Source organism: Methylobacterium mesophilicum (genome assembly GCF_022179445.1).
GTDB classification, from domain to species: domain Bacteria; phylum Pseudomonadota; class Alphaproteobacteria; order Rhizobiales; family Beijerinckiaceae; genus Methylobacterium; species Methylobacterium mesophilicum.
This window is the reverse complement of sequence record NZ_BPQU01000025.1, coordinates 14,669-32,232: the sequence shown is the minus strand read 5'-3', so window position 1 is coordinate 32,232 and position 17,564 is coordinate 14,669. Positions and strand designations below refer to the sequence as shown.

Sequence of the window (17,564 nt, the reverse complement as noted above, 5' to 3'; positions counted from 1 at the left end):
AGACCGCACAATACGATGGGAGAAGGCGTGATGCTGTCACGGCGCGCAATGCTCGCCGGCGGCCTGCTCGGCGGCCTCGGCCTGCGGGCGGCGCGGGCGGACGTGCCGGCGATCCGCCTCGGGAGCCTCCCGTTCGGCACCTCGACCTGGGAGGCGGCGGTGATCAAGGCCCGGGGCCTCGATACCGCCAACGGTTTCCAGCTGGATGCGGTCAAGCTCGCCGGCAACGACGCGGCGCGGATCAGCTTCATCGGCGGACAGGTCGACACGATCATCGGCGACCTGCTCTGGGCAGCCCGCCTCGGCAACGACGGCCAAGCCGTGCGCTTCATCCCGTACTCGACCTCGGAGGGCGCCGTGATGGTGCCACCCGACAGCCCGATCAAGAGCCTCAAGGACCTCGACGGCAAGCGTTTCGGCGTCGCCGGCGGCCCCCTCGACAAGAACTGGCTGCTGCTGAGGGCGCAGGCCCGGGATGCCGCCGGCATCGACCTCGAGCGCGCCACCGAGATCGCGTACGGCGCGCCGCCGCTGATCACGCTGAAGCTGGAGCAGGGCGCCCTCGACGCGGCGCTGACCTACTGGACCTATTGCGCCCGCCTCGAGGCCAAGGGCTTCCGCCGGCTCGTGGGCGCCGAGGACATCATGCACGCGCTCGGTGTGGCCGGCGACGTCTCCCTGATCGGCTACCTGTTCCAGGACGCCACCGTGAAGGAGAAGCCCGAGGCCGTGGCGGGCTTCGCCCGGGCGTCCCGGTCGGCGAAGGACATGCTGGCCGCCGATCCGAGCACCTGGGAGATCGTGCGCCCGCTCATGGCGGCCGAGAACGACGCGACGTTCGAGGCCCTGAAGCGCGACTTCCTGGCCGGCATCCCGCGCCGGACGGTGGCGGCGGAGCGGACCGACGCCGAGAAGCTCTACGCCGTCATGTCCCGGCTCGGCGGCGCACGGCTCGTCGGGAAGGGCGCCGGGCTGCCGCCGGACCTCTATTACGACAACGGCCGCGATGGCTGAGCTGCCCGTCAGGCTGGCTTTCAGGTCGGGGATCCGGATCGCCGGAACCGCATGGGCGCGCTGACCCGTATCGCGTCCCTGGTCGTGCTCATCGCCGCCTGGCAGTTCGCCGCGCTGGAGGCCGGGTCGCGCCTGTTGCCGGCGCCGATGGCTGTGCTGCGCTTCATCGTGCAGGAGGCCGAGCGCGGCGACCTGTTCCACAATGTCGGGATGACGCTGCTGCGGGTGGCGATCTCCTTCGCGGTGGCGATGGTGCTGGGGATCCTGCTGGGGGTGGCGCTCGGTCGCTCGAAGGCCGCCGACCTCACCCTCGACACGCCGCTCCTCGTCCTGCTCAACACCCCGGCGCTGGTGATCACCGTGCTGGCCTATGTCTGGGTCGGGTTGACCGAGACCGCCGCGATCCTGGCCGTGGTGCTCAACAAGCTGCCGAACGTCGCGGTGATCGTGCGCGAGGGCGCCCGCAACCTCGATCCCGGCCTCGACGAGATGGCCCGGGCCTACCGGTTCGACCGGCGCACCTGGGCGCTGGACGTGCTGGTGCCACAGCTCCAGCCCTACGTGGTCACGGCGGCCCGCTCCGGCCTGTCGCTCGCCTGGAAGATCGTCCTGGTGGTCGAGCTGCTGGGGCGCCCCGACGGGGTCGGCTTCGCGATCAACTACTACTTCGTGCAGAGCACCGACGTGGCCGCGATCATCGGTTACAGCCTCGTCTTCATGACCGTGATGATCGGCATCGACGTCCTCCTCCTCCAGCGGCTCGAAGCGCATGTCCGCCGCTGGCGCTGAACCCGTCCTGCAGGTCGAGATCGCCGCGAAGCGCTACCGCGCCAAGGGCGCCGAGCCGGTGGAGGCCGTCCGCGACCTGTCGTTCGGGGTCGGGGCCGGCGAGATCGTCTGCCTGATCGGGCCGTCCGGCGCCGGCAAGACCACGACGCTGCGGATCCTGCTCGGCCTCGACACCGACTTCGAGGGCCGCGTCTCCGGGGCCGGCCAGGCCGGCATGGTGTTTCAGGAGCCGCGCCTGCTCCCCTGGCGCAGCATCGAGCACAATGTCCGGCTGGGCCTGCCGCGGGCGCGGCGCGGACGCGACCTCGACGCGCTGTTCGCCAAGCTCGGCCTGACGCCCTGGCGCGGCAGCTACCCGAAGGCCCTGTCGCTCGGCATGCAGCGGCGGGTCGCGCTGGCGCGGGCGCTCGCCGACGGGCCGCGGGTGCTGGTCCTCGACGAGCCGTTCGTGTCCCTCGACGATGCCGCGGCGGCCGAGCTGCGCGGATTGGTGGTCGACACCGTTGATTCCGCCGGAATGAGCGTCCTCATGGTGACCCACAACGTCGCCGAAGCGATCGGGATCGCCGACCGGCTGCTGCTCGTCTCGAAACGGCCGGCGACGCTCATGGCGAACGTGACGCTCGACCGCCCGCGCAGACAGCGCGACCGCGCCTGGGCCGAAACCACCCGGGCCGCGCTGGCGGCGGCGCATCCGGGGATCATCGCGGAGTAGCCTGTACGGCGTGCGAACCGCCCGCGGACACTTGCCGAGGGGTCAATTCGCCTTGGCGTCCACGTCCATCCGGTCGAGCAGGGCTGCCGGCGAGCGCGCCGCGCCGATATCGATGAAGCCGATGCCGGCGGGCTCCTTCGACTTCGCGTGCAGCACGAGCTTGCCCGGCTTCATGACGAACTGGCCCATCGCGGCGCCGATGCCCTTGGCCGCCGCCGTGTTGCCGAGGATCACCGGCACGCCGAGCAGGCTGGCGGTGACGTATTCCTTGCGCAGCTCGTCCGGTCGCAGGCTGAGATCCTTCGATTGCACGGCGAGGAAGCGCTCGAACAGGCCGGCATTCTCCACCGTGAGGTCGAGGTTCTTGGCGCTGCCCGTGAACATCAGCATCGTGGCCGCGGGCAGGCTTCCGTTGAAGAGCTCCGGCCCGATGCCGCCGAGGGTCCCCGACAGCCGGACGGTCCCGATATCGCGCCCCGAAATCGTGACTTCGCGCAGCGACAGGTCGCGGGCCTTCCCGTCCAGGGACGCGTCGGCCACGAGATCGAGGTCGAGATCCCGATAGCCGTAGGCCGGAAGCGCGCCGATGATCGGCGCCCCGGCGACGTACTCCGCCGGCAGGCTCAGGCCGGAGAGGGTCAGCCGCCCGGCCGTCGGAACCCCATCCTGCGGCGGGCCGAAGGACAGCTTGGCTTCCCGCAGGGCCACCCGCCGTGTCGGCGCCGGCGTGATCGTCACCGCGAGCGGGTCGCCGGGCTGCACGGTCGCGGGCTTGGGCTCCGGGAGCTTTCCGTCCGCGGACCGGCCCGTCGTCGGCTTCCCCGGTGCGGGGACGCGGGGGGTGGCGCGGGGATCCGGCGGGACGGCCTTGGGGAGCTCGGTGTCGAGCGGCAGGTCGATGCTCAGGTCGGTCAGGGTCAGGCCGCCCAGCGCCGGCGTCAGCCGATGCATCTCGGCATCGCTGAACCCGGACCGGCTGGCGGGATCGGCCGCGGCGTTGCGCAAAGCCGCGATGGTCGGCGCGAGCGAGACGTCCGCCAACGCGAGGCGGGCGAGATGCGCGCGCAGGCTGCCGCGCGCCAGCGTGATGTTCTCCAGGACCGTGCCCGCATCCGACCCGGCGGCGTAGGTCGCCCGCGCGATCTCGAACAGGACCGGTCCCTGCGGATCGGTGTTGCTGACGCTCAGGCCCTGCATGTCGAGGCTGCCCAGCGTGGTGGCCTCGATCAGGTCGGCGGCCGAGGCCGCGAAGGTCCGCCGGTCGTTGGGCCCCTGGAAGCCGGCGGCCACGATCTCGAACGCGCCGTTCCAGCCGTCCGGCACCTGCCTGCCGCCGAGGTCGCGCCCGTTCAGACGCGCGATCTTCACGGTGGTGCCGCGCGCGTCCGAATAGGTCACGTCGGAGACCTGGATCGTGCCGTAGACCTTCTGGACCGGGCCCTTGCCGTCGCCCGGGACGGTGTAGAGCCGGCTCAGCGCCGCGAGGTCGAGATCTGTCGCCCGGACCTGGCCGTAGGTGCCGTCGCCGCGGTTGGGGCCCGTGACGGCGCTGACCGTCGCGCCCGCGGCGGTCAGTTCGCCCACGCGTCCGGCCTTCACGTCGCGGGCGACCACGTCGCGATAGGTGACGGTCTGGCGGTCGGTGCCGGGGCCGGCATGCTCCGAGCTGAGAACCGGGATCGTCAGGCTGCCGGCATCGAGCCGTGCCAGCCGCGCCTCCCAGGGCTCGGCCGAATCCGGTTTGAGGATCGCGGCAAGCTCATCCTTGGACAGGCGCGTGCCGCTGGCCGTCAGCTTGGGCGCCCGCAGCATCGTCCCGCCGAGCGGCAGCATGACGTCGGTGATCGTCACGTCCTGGACAGCGGCGGCGCCTTCCTGGGCCGCCAGCGGGGCCGGTGCCGCCGCCCCGGCGAGGCAGGCGAGGGCGCAGGTCGCGGCCAACGCCGACCGGAGGCGGGATCGGACCTTCGGATGGATCATGGGAGGGTCCGGATCACGGCTGAGCGGGGTTGCCGCATGGGTGCCGCGTTTTACCGGCCGAGGCAATCGGACACCGGAGGCGCGGGCCTTGAGCCGGCTCCAGTGTCGTAGCCGCGCAACGGCCGTCCCGAGGGGAGGCCGTCGCGTCGGGTCAGAGCGAGAAGGAGGTGCCGCAGCCGCAGGATGCGGTCGCCAGCGGATTCTCGATCTTGAAGGACTGGCCGATCAGGTCGTTCACGAAGTCGATGGTCGAGCCCGACATGTATTCCAGCGACACGGGATCGACGATCACGGTGGCGCCGTCGCGCTCGATCGCCACGTCCTGCGCCTCCCGGGACCGGGCGATGTCGAACGCGTAGGAGAATCCGGAGCAGCCGCCGCCGTTGACGCTGATGCGCAGAGACGCGCCCGGGGGCTCCGCCCCCATGATTTCGTTGATGCGCTTGGCGGCGCGGGGGGTCAGGGTGATCTCAGCCATCTTTAGCTCTGGCCACGCAGCTGTTCGGTGGACGGCGTCGCCCGGCTGTTGCCGAGCCCGCCTAAGCCCACAAGATATGGGTTCGAGGCCCGCGCCGCAACGCGCCGGGCGGGGAGGGGTCATGATCAGGCTGCGTGAGATCGAGGATGGGCGCCGTGCGGCCGAACGGTGAGCGCTGGCGGGCGGCCTACGCCACGGATCCGGCGCGGACGCGCGGACGGCTGATCGCGGAGGCCTCCTCGCCGACCCGCAGCGACTTCCAGCGCGACCGGGACCGGATCATCCACTCCACGGCGTTCCGCCGCCTGAAGCACAAGACCCAGGTCTTCGTGCACCACGAGGGCGATCATTACCGCACCCGCCTGACCCACACCCTCGAGGTCAGCCAGATCGCGCGGGCGCTCGCCCGGGCGCTGGGCCTCGACGAGGATCTGGCCGAAGCCCTGGCGCTGAGCCACGACCTCGGCCACACCTGCTTCGGCCATACCGGCGAGGATGCGCTGGAGGCCTGCATGGCGGCCCATGGCGGGTTCGATCACAACGCTCAAGCCCTGCGCATCGTCACGCGGCTCGAACGGCGCTACGCCGGTTTCGACGGGCTGAACCTCGCCTGGGAAACCCTGGAGGGGCTGGTGAAGCACAACGGCCCGCTGCTCACCGAGGGCGGCAAGCCGACGGCGCGCTACGCCGCGCGCGGCATCCCGGCCGCCATCCTGGAATATGACGCCCTGAACCCGCTGGACCTGTGGAGCCAGGCCGGCCCGGAGGCGCAGGCGGCGTCGCTCGCCGACGACATCGCCTACGCGGCGCACGACCTCGACGACGGCCTGCGGGCGGGCCTGTTCGAGATCCCGGAGCTGCGCGCCGTGCCGTTCCTGGCCGACATCCTCGACGAGATCGACCGGCTGCATCCGGGCCTGGACCCGTCGCGCGTCATCCACGAGCTGGCCCGGCGCGTCATCACCCGCTTCGTGGAAGACGTGATCCGCGAGGGCGGCCGCCGGATCGCCGCGCTGAGTCCCGCACGCGTCGAGGACATCCGCCACGCGTCCGAGCCGGTCATCGTGTTCTCGCCGGCCATCGCGGAGGCCGACGCCGAGATCATGCGGTTCCTCTGGGCCCGGATGTACCGGCATCCGGGGGTCGTGGCGGTGCGCAAGAAGGCCGACGCGATCGTCAACGACCTGTTCGCGGCGTTCACGGCCGCGCCGGAGCGGATGCCCGAGGAGTGGAGCGCCGGCCTGGCGGACGCACCCGAAGGGCGCATCGCCCGGCGTGTGGCCGACTACATCGCCGGCATGACCGACACCTACGCGGTGCTGGCCCATCGCAAGCTCTATCCGACCACGCCCGACCTCCACTGGGAGTTGCCGAGCCGCGGCCTGCCCCTCGCCGAACCGTGAGGTCCGGCGAGGACGCGCGGGCGATCAGCAGCCGCAGCCGCAGGTGAAGCTGCCGTAGCAGCCACCGGAGCCGTACCCGCCGTAACCGCCATAGGCGGCCGGGTAGGCGTAGTCGTACCCGCCGTAGGCCGCGGGATAGCCGTAGCCATAGCCGCCGCCTCCGCCATAGCCGCCGTACAAACTGCCGGCCGCGAGCCCGAGACCCAGGCCGATGCCCGCGCCGGCCAACCCGTAGCCGAGGCCGCGCCCGTAGCCGCCGCGATACCCGTAGCCGCGGCCATAGCCGAAGCCGCGGCCGTAACCGCCGCGCCCGGCGAAGCCGCCGTGATAGCCGCCGTAACCGCCGTGGAAGCCGCCGCCCCGGAAGCCCCTTGCCTCGGCGCTCGGGGCCGCCAGGGCTACCGCGCAGAGCGCCGCGCCGGCCAACATCAAGGTCTTCATGAAGATCTCCAAGATCGAGAATTTTGCGATCTTGTCGATCACATAGACTCTCGCGACCCAAGACAAGATGGTCCGGTGGGCGTCGGTAGTCATCGCGTGGGGATAAACTGCGCTGTTCCCGCCGAATGCCAGCTCGTTCCGGTGGCGCGGTTAACGCCGGCTTGCTCCGCGGGCCGGCCGGCCCGCGTCGCCGCCGTGACACTCTCCCGCCCCCTTGCTAGACGGCTCCCGGCGGGCGCGGGCCGAGACGGCCCTGCGGCAGCATCCCCGCGCGAGCGAGACCGAGACCGATGAACATCTTCGCCCTGTTCGAGGCGCGTGTGCGCGAGGCCGTGGAGGCGCTGACCCGCGCCGGCCAGCTGCCCCAGGGCCTCGACCTCGGCCGCGTCGTCGTCGAGCCGCCGCGCGACACGACGCATGGCGACCTGGCCACGAACGCCGCGCTGGTCCTGGCCAAGGAGGCACGGACCAACCCGAAGGCCCTGGGGGAGGCCCTGGCCGCGGAACTACGCGCCGACCCGCGCATCCTGGAGGCCGGCGTCGCGGGCCCGGGCTTCATCAACCTTCGGCTCGCGCCCGGGATCTTCCAGGATGTGATCCGCAGCGCGCTCGCGGACCCCGAGCAGTTCGGCCGCGCCCAGCTCCCCGGGGGAGCGATCAACGTCGAGTACGTCTCGGCCAACCCCACCGGACCGATGCATGTCGGCCACGGCCGCGGCGCGGTGTTCGGCGACGCCCTGTGCAACCTCCTGGTCGCGGCCGGCCGCCAGGTGACGCGGGAATATTACATCAACGACGCCGGCGCCCAGGTCGATGTCCTGGCCCGATCCGCCTACCAGCGTTACCGCGAGGCGCTGGGCGAGCCGTTCGCGATCGCCGAAGGGCTCTATCCGGGCGATTACCTCAAGCCCGTCGGCGTCCACCTCGCCGAGACTCACGGCCGCGCGCTCCTCGACCGGCCGGAGTCCGAATGGCTCCCCGCCGTGCGCGAAACGGCCCTCGCCATGATGATGGACATGATCCGGGCCGACCTCGCGGCGATCGGCATCCGGCACGACGTGTTCTTCTCCGAGCGGACGCTGCAGCAGAGCGGCGCCGTGAAGGCCCTGCTCCAGGAGCTGCGCGAGCGCGGGCTCGTCTACGAGGGCCGCCTGCCGCCGCCCAAGGGCCAGTTGCCCGAAGATTGGGAGGACCGCGAGCAGACGCTGTTCCGGACCAAGGATTTCGGCGACGACAACGACCGTCCGCTGCTGAAGTCGGACGGGTCCTACACCTACTTCGCCTCCGACATCGCCTACCACCGCGCGAAGTACCTTGCGGGCGCCACCGAGCTGATCGACGTGCTCGGCGCCGACCACGGCGGCTACGTCAAGCGCATGCAGGCGGCCGTGAAGGCGGTCAGCGACGGCAAGGCGACGCTCGACGTGAAGCTCTGCCAGCTGGTGCGGCTGTTGCGCGCGGGCGAACCCGTGAAGATGTCGAAGCGGGCCGGCGAGTTCGTGACCCTGCGCGACGTGATCGACGAGGTCGGCCGCGACGCGATCCGGTTCATGATGCTCTACCGGAAGAACGACGCGACCCTCGATTTCGACCTCGCCAAGGTAGTCGAGCAGTCGAAGGACAACCCGGTCTTCTACGTCCAGTACGCCCATGCCCGCGTCCGCTCGGTGCAGCGGCAGGCGCGCGAGGCTTTCCCTGGCGCCGACCTTTCGCCGGCAGCGTTGCTGCGCGAGGCCGATTTCGACCTCCTGACCGATCCCGGCGAGATCGAGGTGATGCGGCTGGTCGCCCAGTATCCCCGCGTCCTCGAATCGGCGGCCGTGGCGCACGAGCCGCACCGGATCGCATTCCACCTCTATGAAATGGCGGCCGCGCTTCATACTTTATGGAACAAGGGCAAAGACTTGCCGCAATTACGGTTTGTTAATGCAACCGAACGAAAGTCGACCTGGGCGCGGCTGGCGCTCGTCGAGGCTCTCCGGAGTACCCTCGCGGCCGGCCTCGCAGTGCTCGGTGTGACCGCGCCGGATGAGATGCGATAGGCTCGATATGCATCGGGCCGGTGACCGGCCGTGATGTGAGGATGCTGCCATGACGAACGCTTCGCGCGCTCAGGTCGATTTGGACGCCCTCGCGCGCGATCTGCGTCAGGAGCAGGGGCGCGTCGCCTCGGGTGGCGCCAAGCCCGATCCGCTGGCCGAGCTGGCGCGGATCGTCGGACAGGACGACCCCTTCCGCGCGCTTCTTGCGGCCCGCGACGAGATGCGTGGCGCGGCGCCCGCACAACCGCAGGCCGGCTGGGACGGCCGGGTCGAGCCGAGTTTCGCCGCCGAGCCGGCCAAGCCGAACCCCGCCGACGCCTTCGACCAGTACCTGGCCTCGGTGGAGCGCGACACCCACGAGGAGCCGGTCGCGTACGGCGCGGAAGCCGTGGATCCGCAGGAGCCCGCCGCGTCGGACTACGCGGACGGCCGCACCCTGCGCCGGGTGAACCCGCGCCGCCGCCTGGCCTCCGTCGGCGCCGGCATCGCCATCGTCGCCGTGGCGGTGACGGGGGCGCTCACCTACAGGGGCCTGCAGGGTTCGGGCGGCGCCGGCGGCGTGCCGGTGGTCCAGGCCGATTCGACCCCGCTCAAGGTCGCCCCGAAGGTCGCCGACGGCGTCGAGATCCCGGACCAGAACCGGCAGATCTACGACACCAAGGGCAAGACCAAGGAAGGCCAGATCAAGATCGTCAACCGCGAGGAGCAGCCCATCGACGTCGCCGAGGCGGCCCGCGCGGCGCAGGGGACCGGTCCTGCCGGCGGTGCGCAGAGCGGCACCACGCCTGGTAACGGCCCGTTCGAGGCGTTCGGCGAGCCGCGCCGGGTCCGCACCGTCGCGGTGAAGCCGGAGGCCCCTCCCGCGCCGGTCCAGCGCGAGGCCCAGGCCGACGCCGCGCCGGCCCCGATCCCGACCATGGTGTTGCCCACCGACGAGCCGCCCCAGACCAAGTCCAAGCCCGGCCGCCAGGCCGCCGCCTCCCTGGCGGCGCCGGATCCCGAGCCGGTCCAGGCCGCGCCGAATTCCATGGCGGCCGATGCCGCCCCGCCGAAGTCCGTCGCCGTCAAGCCGGCCCCGAAGGCCGCGCAGCGGGTCGCCACGGTGGCCACGCCGGCCCCGGACGCGCCGGACGCCGTCGACGACACCGTCAAGACCGGTTCGGTCGGCGGGTTCTCGGTCCAGCTCGGCGTCCGCAGCTCCGCCGCCGAGGCGAAGGCGGCGCTCAAGCAGATGCAGGCCAAGTACAGCGGCCTCGCCGGCAAGCCCGAGCTGATCCGCCAGGCCGAGGTCAACGGCAAGACGATCTTCCGCGTCCGCGTCGGGCCGCTGGCCAAGAATGAGGCGACCAGCCTGTGCAGCACCCTGCAGGGCGAAGGCGGGCAGTGCTTCGTGGCCAAGAACTGAGGTCGCGGTAACGCCGGCCACCGGTGGTGCTCGCGATCCAGCGCGAGACGATGTCCACGCATCGTCGCCGGACGTGAGCGACGGCCGGGGCCAGGCGTGTTTCCCTCCCCAGCGGACGGGGAGGGGCCAAGCTGAGGGGACGGTGCACGCGAGTCCCGCCCGCAACACTCGGTCCCCGAGGCGGTCTTCATCGAGGCGGCCCCGCGGTTTCGCCTTGCCGGCTCCCTGTTCCCGTCCGACTCTGCCAGCACCGATTCGCCGAACCCGATCGATCTTCCGCCGCACCCGCGCGGCCACCGAGAACCCCGCATGACCGCCCGTGCCCTGATCCTCGGCTGCGCCGGCAAGACGCTCTCCGTCGAGGAGGCCGCCTTCTTCCGGGACGTGCGGCCCTGGGGCTTCATCCTGTTCAAGCGCAACATCGGCACGCCGGACGAGGTCCGGGCGCTGACGGCGTCGCTGCGGGACTGCCTGGGCTCCGACGCAGCCCCGATCCTGATCGACCAGGAGGGCGGCCGGGTCCAGCGCATGGGCCCGCCGCACTGGCCGGCCTACCCGGCGGGCGGGCGCTACGGTCGCCTGAACGGAAGCGCCACCGCGATCGCGCGGCTCGGGGCCCGGCTGATGGCCCACGATCTCGCCGAGGTCGGCATCAACGTCGATTGCGCCCCCGTGCTGGACGTGCCGGCCTCGGGCTCGCACGACATCATCGGCGACCGGGCCTACGGATCGACCCCGGATCGGGTGGCCGAGATCGGCCGGGCCGTCGCGGAAGGCCTGATGGCCGGCGGCGTCCTGCCGGTGATGAAGCACGTGCCCGGCCATGGCCGCGCCGCCTGCGACAGCCATCATGGGCTGCCGGTGGTGGAAGCCACCCTGGCGGCGCTGGCTGCCCAGGATTTCCGGCCGTTCCAGGCGCTCGCCGACCTGCCGATGGCGATGAGCGCCCACGTCGTCTTCACGGCCATCGATCCCGACCGCCCGGCGACCCAGTCGGCGACCGTCATCCGCGACGTGATCCGCGGCGCCATCGGCTTCGACGGGCTGCTGATGACCGACGACCTGTCGATGCACGCGCTCACCGGCACGTTCCGCGACCGCACCGAGGCCGCCTTCGCGGCGGGGGTCGATGTCGGGCTGCACTGCAACGGCGCGATGGACGAGATGCGGGCGGTCGCCGAGGCGGCACCAATCCTCGACGGCGCAGCCGCCCGGCGGGCCGCAGCCGCGCTCGCCCGCCTGGACCGCGCCGGCGACGGGCTCGACGTGCCCGAAGCCCGGGCCCGGTTCGCCGCCGCGCTCGCCACCGCCGCCTGATCCGCGGCCTTCCACCGCGGGCATCCACCGTCCCTGATGCCGCCTCTGCTTGTGTTCGGGCGGTCCGATCCCTAGGTTCGCCCGGAATTCTTCAACCGGTCGTGGCGTCCCGCTCCCTCAGGGGAGCGCAGGCAAGTGGGCGCGGCCAGGTGGGCGCACGCAGGAGGTTGCCATGGGCAGCATGAGTATCTGGCACTGGGTCATCGTTGCCGTCATCGTCATGCTGCTGTTCGGACGCGGCAAGGTCTCCGACCTGATGGGCGACGTCGCCAAGGGCATCAAGGCGTTCAAGAAGGGCATGGCCGAGGACGAGACGCCGCCGGCCAGCAGCCAGCCGGTCGCTCCACCGAACGAGCCGGTCCGCACCATCCCCCACACCGCCGAGACGAGCCCCGGGACCGCGGTTCCGGCGAGCCATCTGCCCGGCGGCGAGCGCAAGCCGGTCTGAGGACTGTCAGGGCGCGCGCTGTGGTGTAGAGCCTGACGGGGTTCGGATCGAGGTCCGGATCCCAGGGCAGCGGGACCGTCGACGACATGCTGGACATGAGCTGGGGCGAGGTGATGCTGATCGGCGGCGTCGCCCTCATCGTCATCGGGCCGAAGGACCTGCCGAAGGCGCTGCGCACCGTCGGGCAGATCACCACGAAACTGCGCCGCATGGCCGGCGAGTTTCAGATGCAGTTCAACGAGGCGATCCGCGAAGCCGAACTCGACGAAGTCCGCAAGGAGGTCGACGGCATCCGCAACACGGTCCGTACCGCGAGTTCCGGCTTCAATCCGGTCCAGACGATCCGGGACGAATTGAAAGGCGCGGTCGAGGGCCGGGTCGCCGCCCGCCAGGGTTCCGAGCCCCTGGGCCCTGAGAAGCCGGCCGCGGACGCGCGCTCCCTGGCCGACGCCACCGCGCAGCTCAAGGCCGAGCAGGACGCGGTCGCACCGGCCAACGCAGAGCCGGCTGCCGCCGAGGCTGCGCCGCATACCGACGCGGTGCCGCACGCCGCCCCGCCCGAGGCCCCGCTCCCGGTCCCCGGCTCGGTCGACGATCCCTACGGGCCGCCGGCCGAACCTCCGACCCCGCACGACGCTCCCCTGGATCCGAAGAACGGCGCCACTGCCCGATGATGAGCGACGCCGACGAGGCCGAGATCGAAGCGTCCCGGGCGCCGCTGCTCGAACATCTGATCGAATTGCGCGCGCGGCTGATCAAGTCGCTGGCGGCCTTCGTGGTGATGTTCTTCGGCTGCTTTTTCTTTTCCCGGGATATCTACAACATCCTGGTCTATCCCTACGTCTCGATCGTGGGGGTCCAGAACGCCGAGCTGATCGCGACGCACTTCCTCGAGCAGGTGTTCACCAACATCAAGCTCAGCGTGTTCGGCGCCGCGTTCCTGGCCTTTCCGGTGATCGCCACGCAGATCTACGCCTTCGTGGCTCCGGGCCTGTACCGGAACGAGCGCAAGGCGTTCCTGCCCTACCTCGTGGCCACGCCGATCTTCTTCATCCTCGGCGCGCTGGTGGTGTTCTTCCTGGCGATGCCGCTGCTGATCAAGTTCTCGGTGTCGCTGCAGCAGGTCGGCGTGGCCGGCGAGCCGACGATCAAGCTGCTGCCCAAGGTCGACGAGTATCTCTCGCTGATCATGACGCTGATCTTCGCCTTCGGCATCGCGTTCCAGTTGCCGGTGATCCTGACGCTGCTCGGCCAGATCGGCATCATCGACGCAGCCTTCCTGCGCGAGAAGCGCCGCTACGCGATCGTTCTCGTCTTCGTCGTGGCCGCGGTGTTGACCCCGCCGGACGTCATTTCCCAGCTCTCGCTCGCGCTGCCGATGCTGATCCTCTACGAGGCCTCGGTGTTCTCGGTGGCCCGGGTGGAGAAGGTGCGCGCGGCACGTCGGGCCGCGGAAGGGTTGGATCCGTAAGGGTCGGATCGACAAGTCCGGGTTTCAAACGGTTACGGACCCAGCCCTTTCAAGGTGTTTGGCCACGGGCGTGTCGTGGGATCAGCGCTCCTGAGCAGCTCACGCGCGCCCCTTTCCCGGGCAGGTGAAGCGAAGCGGAACCTGATCCGGGACCGAGCACACGAAGCGCCGCGCCAGCGGCACAGGTCGATCGGGCGGACGCTTCGCGCAGTGGTGTGCTGGGTCCCGGGTCGCATTCCGCTGGCGCTGCATGCGCCCGGGAAAGGGGGGCGGTGCAGACCGGCTCGACGCCGTGTCCTGGCCCTCAGCCCAACATCCTGAAAGGGCTGGGCCGGAGGCCCTTTGGAAACCCGATCTTGCCCTACGCCGTCCGCAGCAGCACGTGCCGCTTCTTGCCGAAGGACAGCTTGATCACCCCGTCCTGGGTCAGGTCCGCCGGCGTCAGCACCGCCTTCTCGTCCGTCACGGGGGCATCGTTCACCCGCAGCCCGCCGCCCTTGATCTGGCGGCGCGCCTCGCTGGTCGAGGGCACCAGCTTGGCGATGTCCGGCCCGAACGCGGTGAGCACGCCGAGTCCGGCTTCGAGGGTGGCGGCCGGAACGGTGACGCTGGGGAGATCCGTCGCGAGGGTGCCTTCGACGAACGTCTTCCGGGCGGTCTCGGCGGCGGCTTCCGCCACCTCGCGGCCGTGCATCAGCGCCGTGGCCTCGGTGGCGAGCACCGTCTTGGCCGCGTTGATCTCGGAGCCGGCCAGCGCCGCGAGCCGCGCGATCTCTTCCATCGGCAGCAAGGTGAACAGCTTCAGGAAGCGAACCACGTCCGCATCCTCGGTGTTGCGCCAGAACTGCCAGTAATCGTACGGCTTGAGCATGTCCGGGTTGAGCCAGACCGCGCCGGCGGCGGTCTTGCCCATCTTGGCGCCCGAAGAGGTGGTCAGCAGCGGGCAGGTCAGGGCGTAGAGCTGGGGCGTGCCCATGCGCCGGCCGAGATCGATGCCGTTGACGATGTTGCCCCACTGATCCGAGCCGCCCATCTGCAGGGTGCAGCCGTAGCGGCGGTTCAGCTCCACGAAGTCGTAGGATTGCAGGATCATGTAGTTGAATTCCAGGAACGAGAGTTCCTGGTCGCGCTCCAGGCGCATCCGGACGCTGTCCATCGACAGCATGCGGTTCACCGAGAAATGGCGGCCTATGTCGCGCAGCATCTCGATGTAGTTGAGCTTGGTCAGCCACTCGGCGTTGTCGACCATCACGGCATCGCCGGCGCCCTCGCCGAAGCGCAGGAACCGATCGAAGGTCTTGCGGATCTCGGCCTTGTTGGCGTCGATCTGCTCGACGGTCAGGATCTTGCGGCTCTCGTCGCGACCGGACGGGTCGCCGACCCGGGTGGTGCCGCCGCCCATGAGGGCGATCGGCTTAGCTCCGGTGGCCTGCAGCCAGTGCAGCATCATGATCGACAACAGGTGCCCGACATGGAGCGAGGGCGCCGTGCAATCGTAGCCGACATAAGTCGTCAGCCGACCTTCGAGCGCCGCGGCATCGATCCCGGCGAGGTCCGAGGTCTGGTGGATATAGCCGCGCTCGGTGAGGATCCGCAGGAAGTCGGATTTCGGCGCGAAGCTCTCGGCATTCATGGCTGCGGTCTCGGGTCACGAGCCGGCGCGACAGGCCGAGGCTCTGCGTGCTAGCTCGCGCTGGGGTTCAGGATACGGCGCGCTCTTAGCAGGGCGTTCGCCGAAAGGCACGGGGTCGAGCACAATGGCGATGATGCGCGCGATCGGACTGATGAGCGGCACCTCGCTGGACGGCGTCGACATCGCGCTGATCGAGACCGACGGCGAGCGGGTCCACGTCGTCCGAGGGCACAACAATTTCCTCGAGCCGATGGGGCCGACCGGCTATCGCGGCTATTCCGACGAGGAGAAGGCGCTGCTGCGGGTGGCGACCAAGGATTCGGAATCGGTGCTCCATCCGGGCGACCGGCCCGGGCGGCTGCCCGAGGCGGAGGCCTTCGTCACCCAGGCCCATGCCGAGGCCGTGGAGCGCTTCCTCGCCGAGAACGGCCTGAACGCGCGCGACATCGACGTGATCGGCTTCCACGGCCAGACCGTGATCCACCGGCCGGACCAGCGCATCTCGATCCAGATCGGCGACGGGCAGGCGCTGGCCACCCGGCTCGGCATCCCGGTGGTCTCCGACCTGCGCCGGGCGGACATCGAGGCCGGGGGGCAGGGCGCGCCGCTGGTGCCGGTGTTCCACAAGGCGCTGGCCGAGGCCTCGGGCTTCGACGGACCGTTCGGCATCCTCAACATCGGCGGCGTCGCCAACGCCACGCTGATCGATTCGAAGGGCGGCGTGATCGCCTTCGACACCGGCCCCGGCAACGCCCTGATCGACGAGTGGATGCAGGAGCGCGAGGGCAAGAACCTCGACGACGGCGGCCGTACCGCCGCCCGGGGCCGCGCCGACGAGCCGCTGCTCGCCTGGCTGCTGATGCACCCGTTCTTCTTCCGCCGCCCGCCGAAATCCCTCGACCGGAACTGGTTCTCGCACAAGCTGGCCGGTCAGCTTTCCACGGAGGACGGCGCCGCGACGCTCACGGCCTTCACGGCACGGGCGGTGGCCCGGGCCCTGGACCACGCCCCCGAGATCCCGACCCGCTGGATCGTGGCGGGCGGCGGCGCGCGCAACGGCGAGCTGGTGCGGCTCCTGAATTATCACCTGCGCTCCGAGATCACGACCGCGGACGCCATCGGGTGGTCGTCGGCCTACCTGGAGGCGCAGGCCTTCGCGTATCTGGCGGTGCGCTCCCTGCGGGGCCTGCCGATCACGTTCCCGTCCACCACCGGGGTGCGCGAGCCGATGACCGGCGGGGTGCTGGCGCGACCGATTGCCTGATCGCGAGGCCCGAACCCGACGAACGGCCCGGCGGTTGGACGTCGATAGAGGCGATCGGGATCAGAGACCTTGGCCGAGACCTACCTCCGCTACCACGACGGCATCGAGACGCCCGCGCCCGACGAGTCCGAGACGATCGACGCGATCATCGCGTCGATGACCCGCGAGAGCGAGACGACGGCCGCGCGCTACGGCCATGCGGTGCGGGCGTCGCACGCCAAGGTCAGCGGCGTGGTCGTGGGCGAGCTTCAGGTGGCTGACGACCTCCCGCCCGAGCTGAAGCAGGGCCTGTTCGCCAAAGGTGGCAGCTATTCGGTGATCGTGCGCTTCGCGCAGGGGCCGGGGGAGTTGCTCAAGGACAGCGTCTCGACCCATCGGGGCATGGCGATCAAGGTGCTGGGCGTCCCGGGTGAGACGCTGCCCGGTCACGGCGCCGCCACGCAGGATTTCGTGCTCGCCACCGGCCCGGTCTTCCCGAACCCGGACGCCAAGGGCTTCCTGGGCAGCATGAAGCAGCTGGAGGCCGGCACGAAGGCGCCGGAGGCCGTCAAGTCCGTTGTGTCTCGCATCGCAAGGGCGGCCGACACGGTGGTGAAGGCGGCGACCGGCGAGAGCTCGGCGCTGCTGGACTTCTTCGGACACCAGCCTCTGCACCCGCTGGCCGAGCCGTATTATTCCCAGGCCGCGCTCCGCTACGGCGATCATGTCGCGAAGATCGCGGCCTTCCCGGCCGGCTCGCGGCAGCAGGCCCTGGCGGACGAGGAGCTGCATCCGGGCCAGGACCCGGACGCGTTCCGGCACGCGGTCGGTGCCTTCTTCGCGGGCGATGCGGCCGTCTTCGAACTCCGCGTCCAACTCTGCACCAACCTCGACGACATGCCGGTCGAGGATGCATCGAAGCGCTGGGACGAGGCGGCCAGCCCCTACCGCACCGTGGCGCGGCTCGTCCTGCCGGCCCAGGATGCCCGATCCGAGGCTCGGACGCGCTACGCCGACGACGTGCTGTCCTTCCGGCCGGCCCACAGCCTGGCGGCGCATCGCCCCCTGGGCTCGCTGATGCGGGCACGGCTCAAGACCTATCAGGCGCTCTCCAACTTCCGCCACAGCCGCAACCAGACGCCGGAGACGGAACCGACATCCATAGAACAGGTACCGGCTTGAGGC

Annotated in this window: 16 protein-coding genes; 12 read left to right on the top strand and 4 right to left on the bottom strand. The window is 70.7% G+C overall.

The genetic code is table 11. From position 1 onward, the window contains the following. Positions 1 to 30 precede the first annotated feature (30 nt). From MFF40_RS21110 to MFF40_RS21100, 3 genes are read left to right on the top strand one after another with little or no spacing between them, the layout of a single operon-like run. A complete protein-coding gene (locus MFF40_RS21110; protein WP_147898335.1) occupies positions 31 to 1,014 on the top strand; it encodes an ABC transporter substrate-binding protein in 984 nt (327 codons plus the stop codon). A gap of 51 nt (positions 1,015 to 1,065) precedes the next feature. Next, positions 1,066 to 1,803, top strand: coding sequence for an ABC transporter permease (locus MFF40_RS21105; RefSeq protein WP_147857438.1), 738 nt, complete (start codon positions 1,066 to 1,068; stop codon positions 1,801 to 1,803). Beyond that, positions 1,784 to 2,518, top strand: a complete 735-nt coding sequence (locus tag MFF40_RS21100; protein WP_147898334.1) for an ABC transporter ATP-binding protein — start codon at positions 1,784 to 1,786, stop codon at positions 2,516 to 2,518. Before MFF40_RS21105 ends, MFF40_RS21100 begins: the two co-directional genes overlap by 20 nt. 42 nt (positions 2,519 to 2,560) lie before the next feature. Here MFF40_RS21100 and MFF40_RS21095 read toward each other — a convergent pair whose 3' ends face one another. Next, positions 2,561 to 4,498, bottom strand: coding sequence for an aq_1923 C-terminal domain (locus MFF40_RS21095; RefSeq protein WP_147898333.1), 1,938 nt, complete (start codon positions 4,496 to 4,498; stop codon positions 2,561 to 2,563). Positions 4,499 to 4,649: 151 nt separating this feature from the next. Then, positions 4,650 to 4,976, bottom strand: a complete 327-nt coding sequence (locus tag MFF40_RS21090; RefSeq protein ID WP_147856233.1) for a HesB/IscA family protein — start codon at positions 4,974 to 4,976, stop codon at positions 4,650 to 4,652. A gap of 146 nt (positions 4,977 to 5,122) precedes the next feature. Between MFF40_RS21090 and MFF40_RS21085 the strand changes: the two genes are divergently transcribed. Then, entirely contained in the window at positions 5,123 to 6,379 is a 1,257-nt protein-coding gene (locus MFF40_RS21085; RefSeq protein WP_147898332.1) for a deoxyguanosinetriphosphate triphosphohydrolase, read from the top strand. A 24-nt stretch (positions 6,380 to 6,403) separates the two neighbouring features. Here the strand turns inward: MFF40_RS21085 and MFF40_RS21080 are convergent, their stop codons facing one another. Beyond that, positions 6,404 to 6,862, bottom strand: a complete 459-nt coding sequence (locus tag MFF40_RS21080) for a hypothetical protein (protein WP_238262090.1) — start codon at positions 6,860 to 6,862, stop codon at positions 6,404 to 6,406. Between the two features lie 248 nt (positions 6,863 to 7,110). On the opposite strand from MFF40_RS21080, the gene argS reads away from it, so the two are divergent. The 6 genes from argS (at position 7,111) to tatC (ending at position 13,503) form a co-directional block, all read left to right on the top strand. Beyond that, complete coding sequence (gene argS / locus MFF40_RS21075) at positions 7,111 to 8,862, top strand: arginine--tRNA ligase (RefSeq protein WP_238262089.1); 1,752 nt, start codon at positions 7,111 to 7,113, stop codon at positions 8,860 to 8,862. 49 nt (positions 8,863 to 8,911) lie between these two features. After that, positions 8,912 to 10,267 (top strand): SPOR domain-containing protein, encoded by a 1,356-nt coding sequence (locus MFF40_RS21070; RefSeq protein WP_147898330.1) that lies wholly within the window; start codon positions 8,912 to 8,914, stop codon positions 10,265 to 10,267. 309 nt (positions 10,268 to 10,576) lie between these two features. Then, positions 10,577 to 11,584 (top strand): beta-N-acetylhexosaminidase, encoded by a 1,008-nt coding sequence (gene nagZ, locus MFF40_RS21065; RefSeq protein ID WP_238262087.1) that lies wholly within the window; start codon positions 10,577 to 10,579, stop codon positions 11,582 to 11,584. A 172-nt stretch (positions 11,585 to 11,756) separates the two neighbouring features. Next, on the top strand, positions 11,757 to 12,032 hold the full coding sequence (locus MFF40_RS21060) for a twin-arginine translocase TatA/TatE family subunit (RefSeq protein ID WP_147855720.1): 276 nt from the start codon (positions 11,757 to 11,759) through the stop codon (positions 12,030 to 12,032). An 86-nt stretch (positions 12,033 to 12,118) separates the two neighbouring features. After that, entirely contained in the window at positions 12,119 to 12,706 is a 588-nt protein-coding gene (gene tatB / locus MFF40_RS21055) for a Sec-independent protein translocase protein TatB (protein ID WP_238262086.1), read from the top strand. Then, on the top strand, positions 12,703 to 13,503 hold the full coding sequence (gene tatC / locus MFF40_RS21050) for a twin-arginine translocase subunit TatC (protein WP_147855722.1): 801 nt from the start codon (positions 12,703 to 12,705) through the stop codon (positions 13,501 to 13,503). The genes tatB and tatC overlap by 4 nt, the downstream gene beginning before the upstream one ends. Positions 13,504 to 13,864: 361 nt before the next feature. Here tatC and tyrS read toward each other — a convergent pair whose 3' ends face one another. Further along, on the bottom strand, positions 13,865 to 15,136 hold the full coding sequence (gene tyrS / locus MFF40_RS21045; RefSeq protein ID WP_238262085.1) for a tyrosine--tRNA ligase: 1,272 nt from the start codon (positions 15,134 to 15,136) through the stop codon (positions 13,865 to 13,867). Between the two features lie 124 nt (positions 15,137 to 15,260). On the opposite strand from tyrS, the gene MFF40_RS21040 reads away from it, so the two are divergent. Both MFF40_RS21040 and MFF40_RS21035 read left to right on the top strand, forming a co-directional pair. Next, entirely contained in the window at positions 15,261 to 16,400 is a 1,140-nt protein-coding gene (locus MFF40_RS21040) for an anhydro-N-acetylmuramic acid kinase (protein WP_238262083.1), read from the top strand. A 69-nt stretch (positions 16,401 to 16,469) separates the two neighbouring features. Further along, complete coding sequence (locus tag MFF40_RS21035; protein ID WP_238262081.1) at positions 16,470 to 17,561, top strand: catalase family protein; 1,092 nt, start codon at positions 16,470 to 16,472, stop codon at positions 17,559 to 17,561. Positions 17,562 to 17,564 lie beyond the last annotated feature (3 nt).

Excerpts from the sequence above, each read along its gene's own strand:
- MFF40_RS21070 (WP_147898330.1), top strand. The coding sequence starts at position 8,912 with ATGACGAACGCTTCGCGCGCTCAGGTCGATTTGGACGCCCTCGCGCGC.
- argS (WP_238262089.1), top strand. The coding sequence starts at position 7,111 with ATGAACATCTTCGCCCTGTTCGAGGCGCGTGTGCGCGAGGCCGTGGAG.
- MFF40_RS21090 (WP_147856233.1), bottom strand. The coding sequence starts at position 4,976 with ATGGCTGAGATCACCCTGACCCCCCGCGCCGCCAAGCGCATCAACGAA.
- MFF40_RS21100 (WP_147898334.1), top strand. The coding sequence starts at position 1,784 with ATGTCCGCCGCTGGCGCTGAACCCGTCCTGCAGGTCGAGATCGCCGCG.
- tatC (WP_147855722.1), top strand. The coding sequence starts at position 12,703 with ATGATGAGCGACGCCGACGAGGCCGAGATCGAAGCGTCCCGGGCGCCG.
- MFF40_RS21105 (WP_147857438.1), top strand. The coding sequence starts at position 1,066 with ATGGGCGCGCTGACCCGTATCGCGTCCCTGGTCGTGCTCATCGCCGCC.
- tatB (WP_238262086.1), top strand. The coding sequence starts at position 12,119 with ATGCTGGACATGAGCTGGGGCGAGGTGATGCTGATCGGCGGCGTCGCC.
- MFF40_RS21095 (WP_147898333.1), bottom strand. The coding sequence starts at position 4,498 with ATGATCCATCCGAAGGTCCGATCCCGCCTCCGGTCGGCGTTGGCCGCG.
- tyrS (WP_238262085.1), bottom strand. The coding sequence starts at position 15,136 with ATGAATGCCGAGAGCTTCGCGCCGAAATCCGACTTCCTGCGGATCCTC.
- MFF40_RS21060 (WP_147855720.1), top strand. The coding sequence starts at position 11,757 with ATGGGCAGCATGAGTATCTGGCACTGGGTCATCGTTGCCGTCATCGTC.
- MFF40_RS21085 (WP_147898332.1), top strand. The coding sequence starts at position 5,123 with ATGGGCGCCGTGCGGCCGAACGGTGAGCGCTGGCGGGCGGCCTACGCC.
- MFF40_RS21040 (WP_238262083.1), top strand. The coding sequence starts at position 15,261 with ATGGCGATGATGCGCGCGATCGGACTGATGAGCGGCACCTCGCTGGAC.
- nagZ (WP_238262087.1), top strand. The coding sequence starts at position 10,577 with ATGACCGCCCGTGCCCTGATCCTCGGCTGCGCCGGCAAGACGCTCTCC.
- MFF40_RS21110 (WP_147898335.1), top strand. The coding sequence starts at position 31 with ATGCTGTCACGGCGCGCAATGCTCGCCGGCGGCCTGCTCGGCGGCCTC.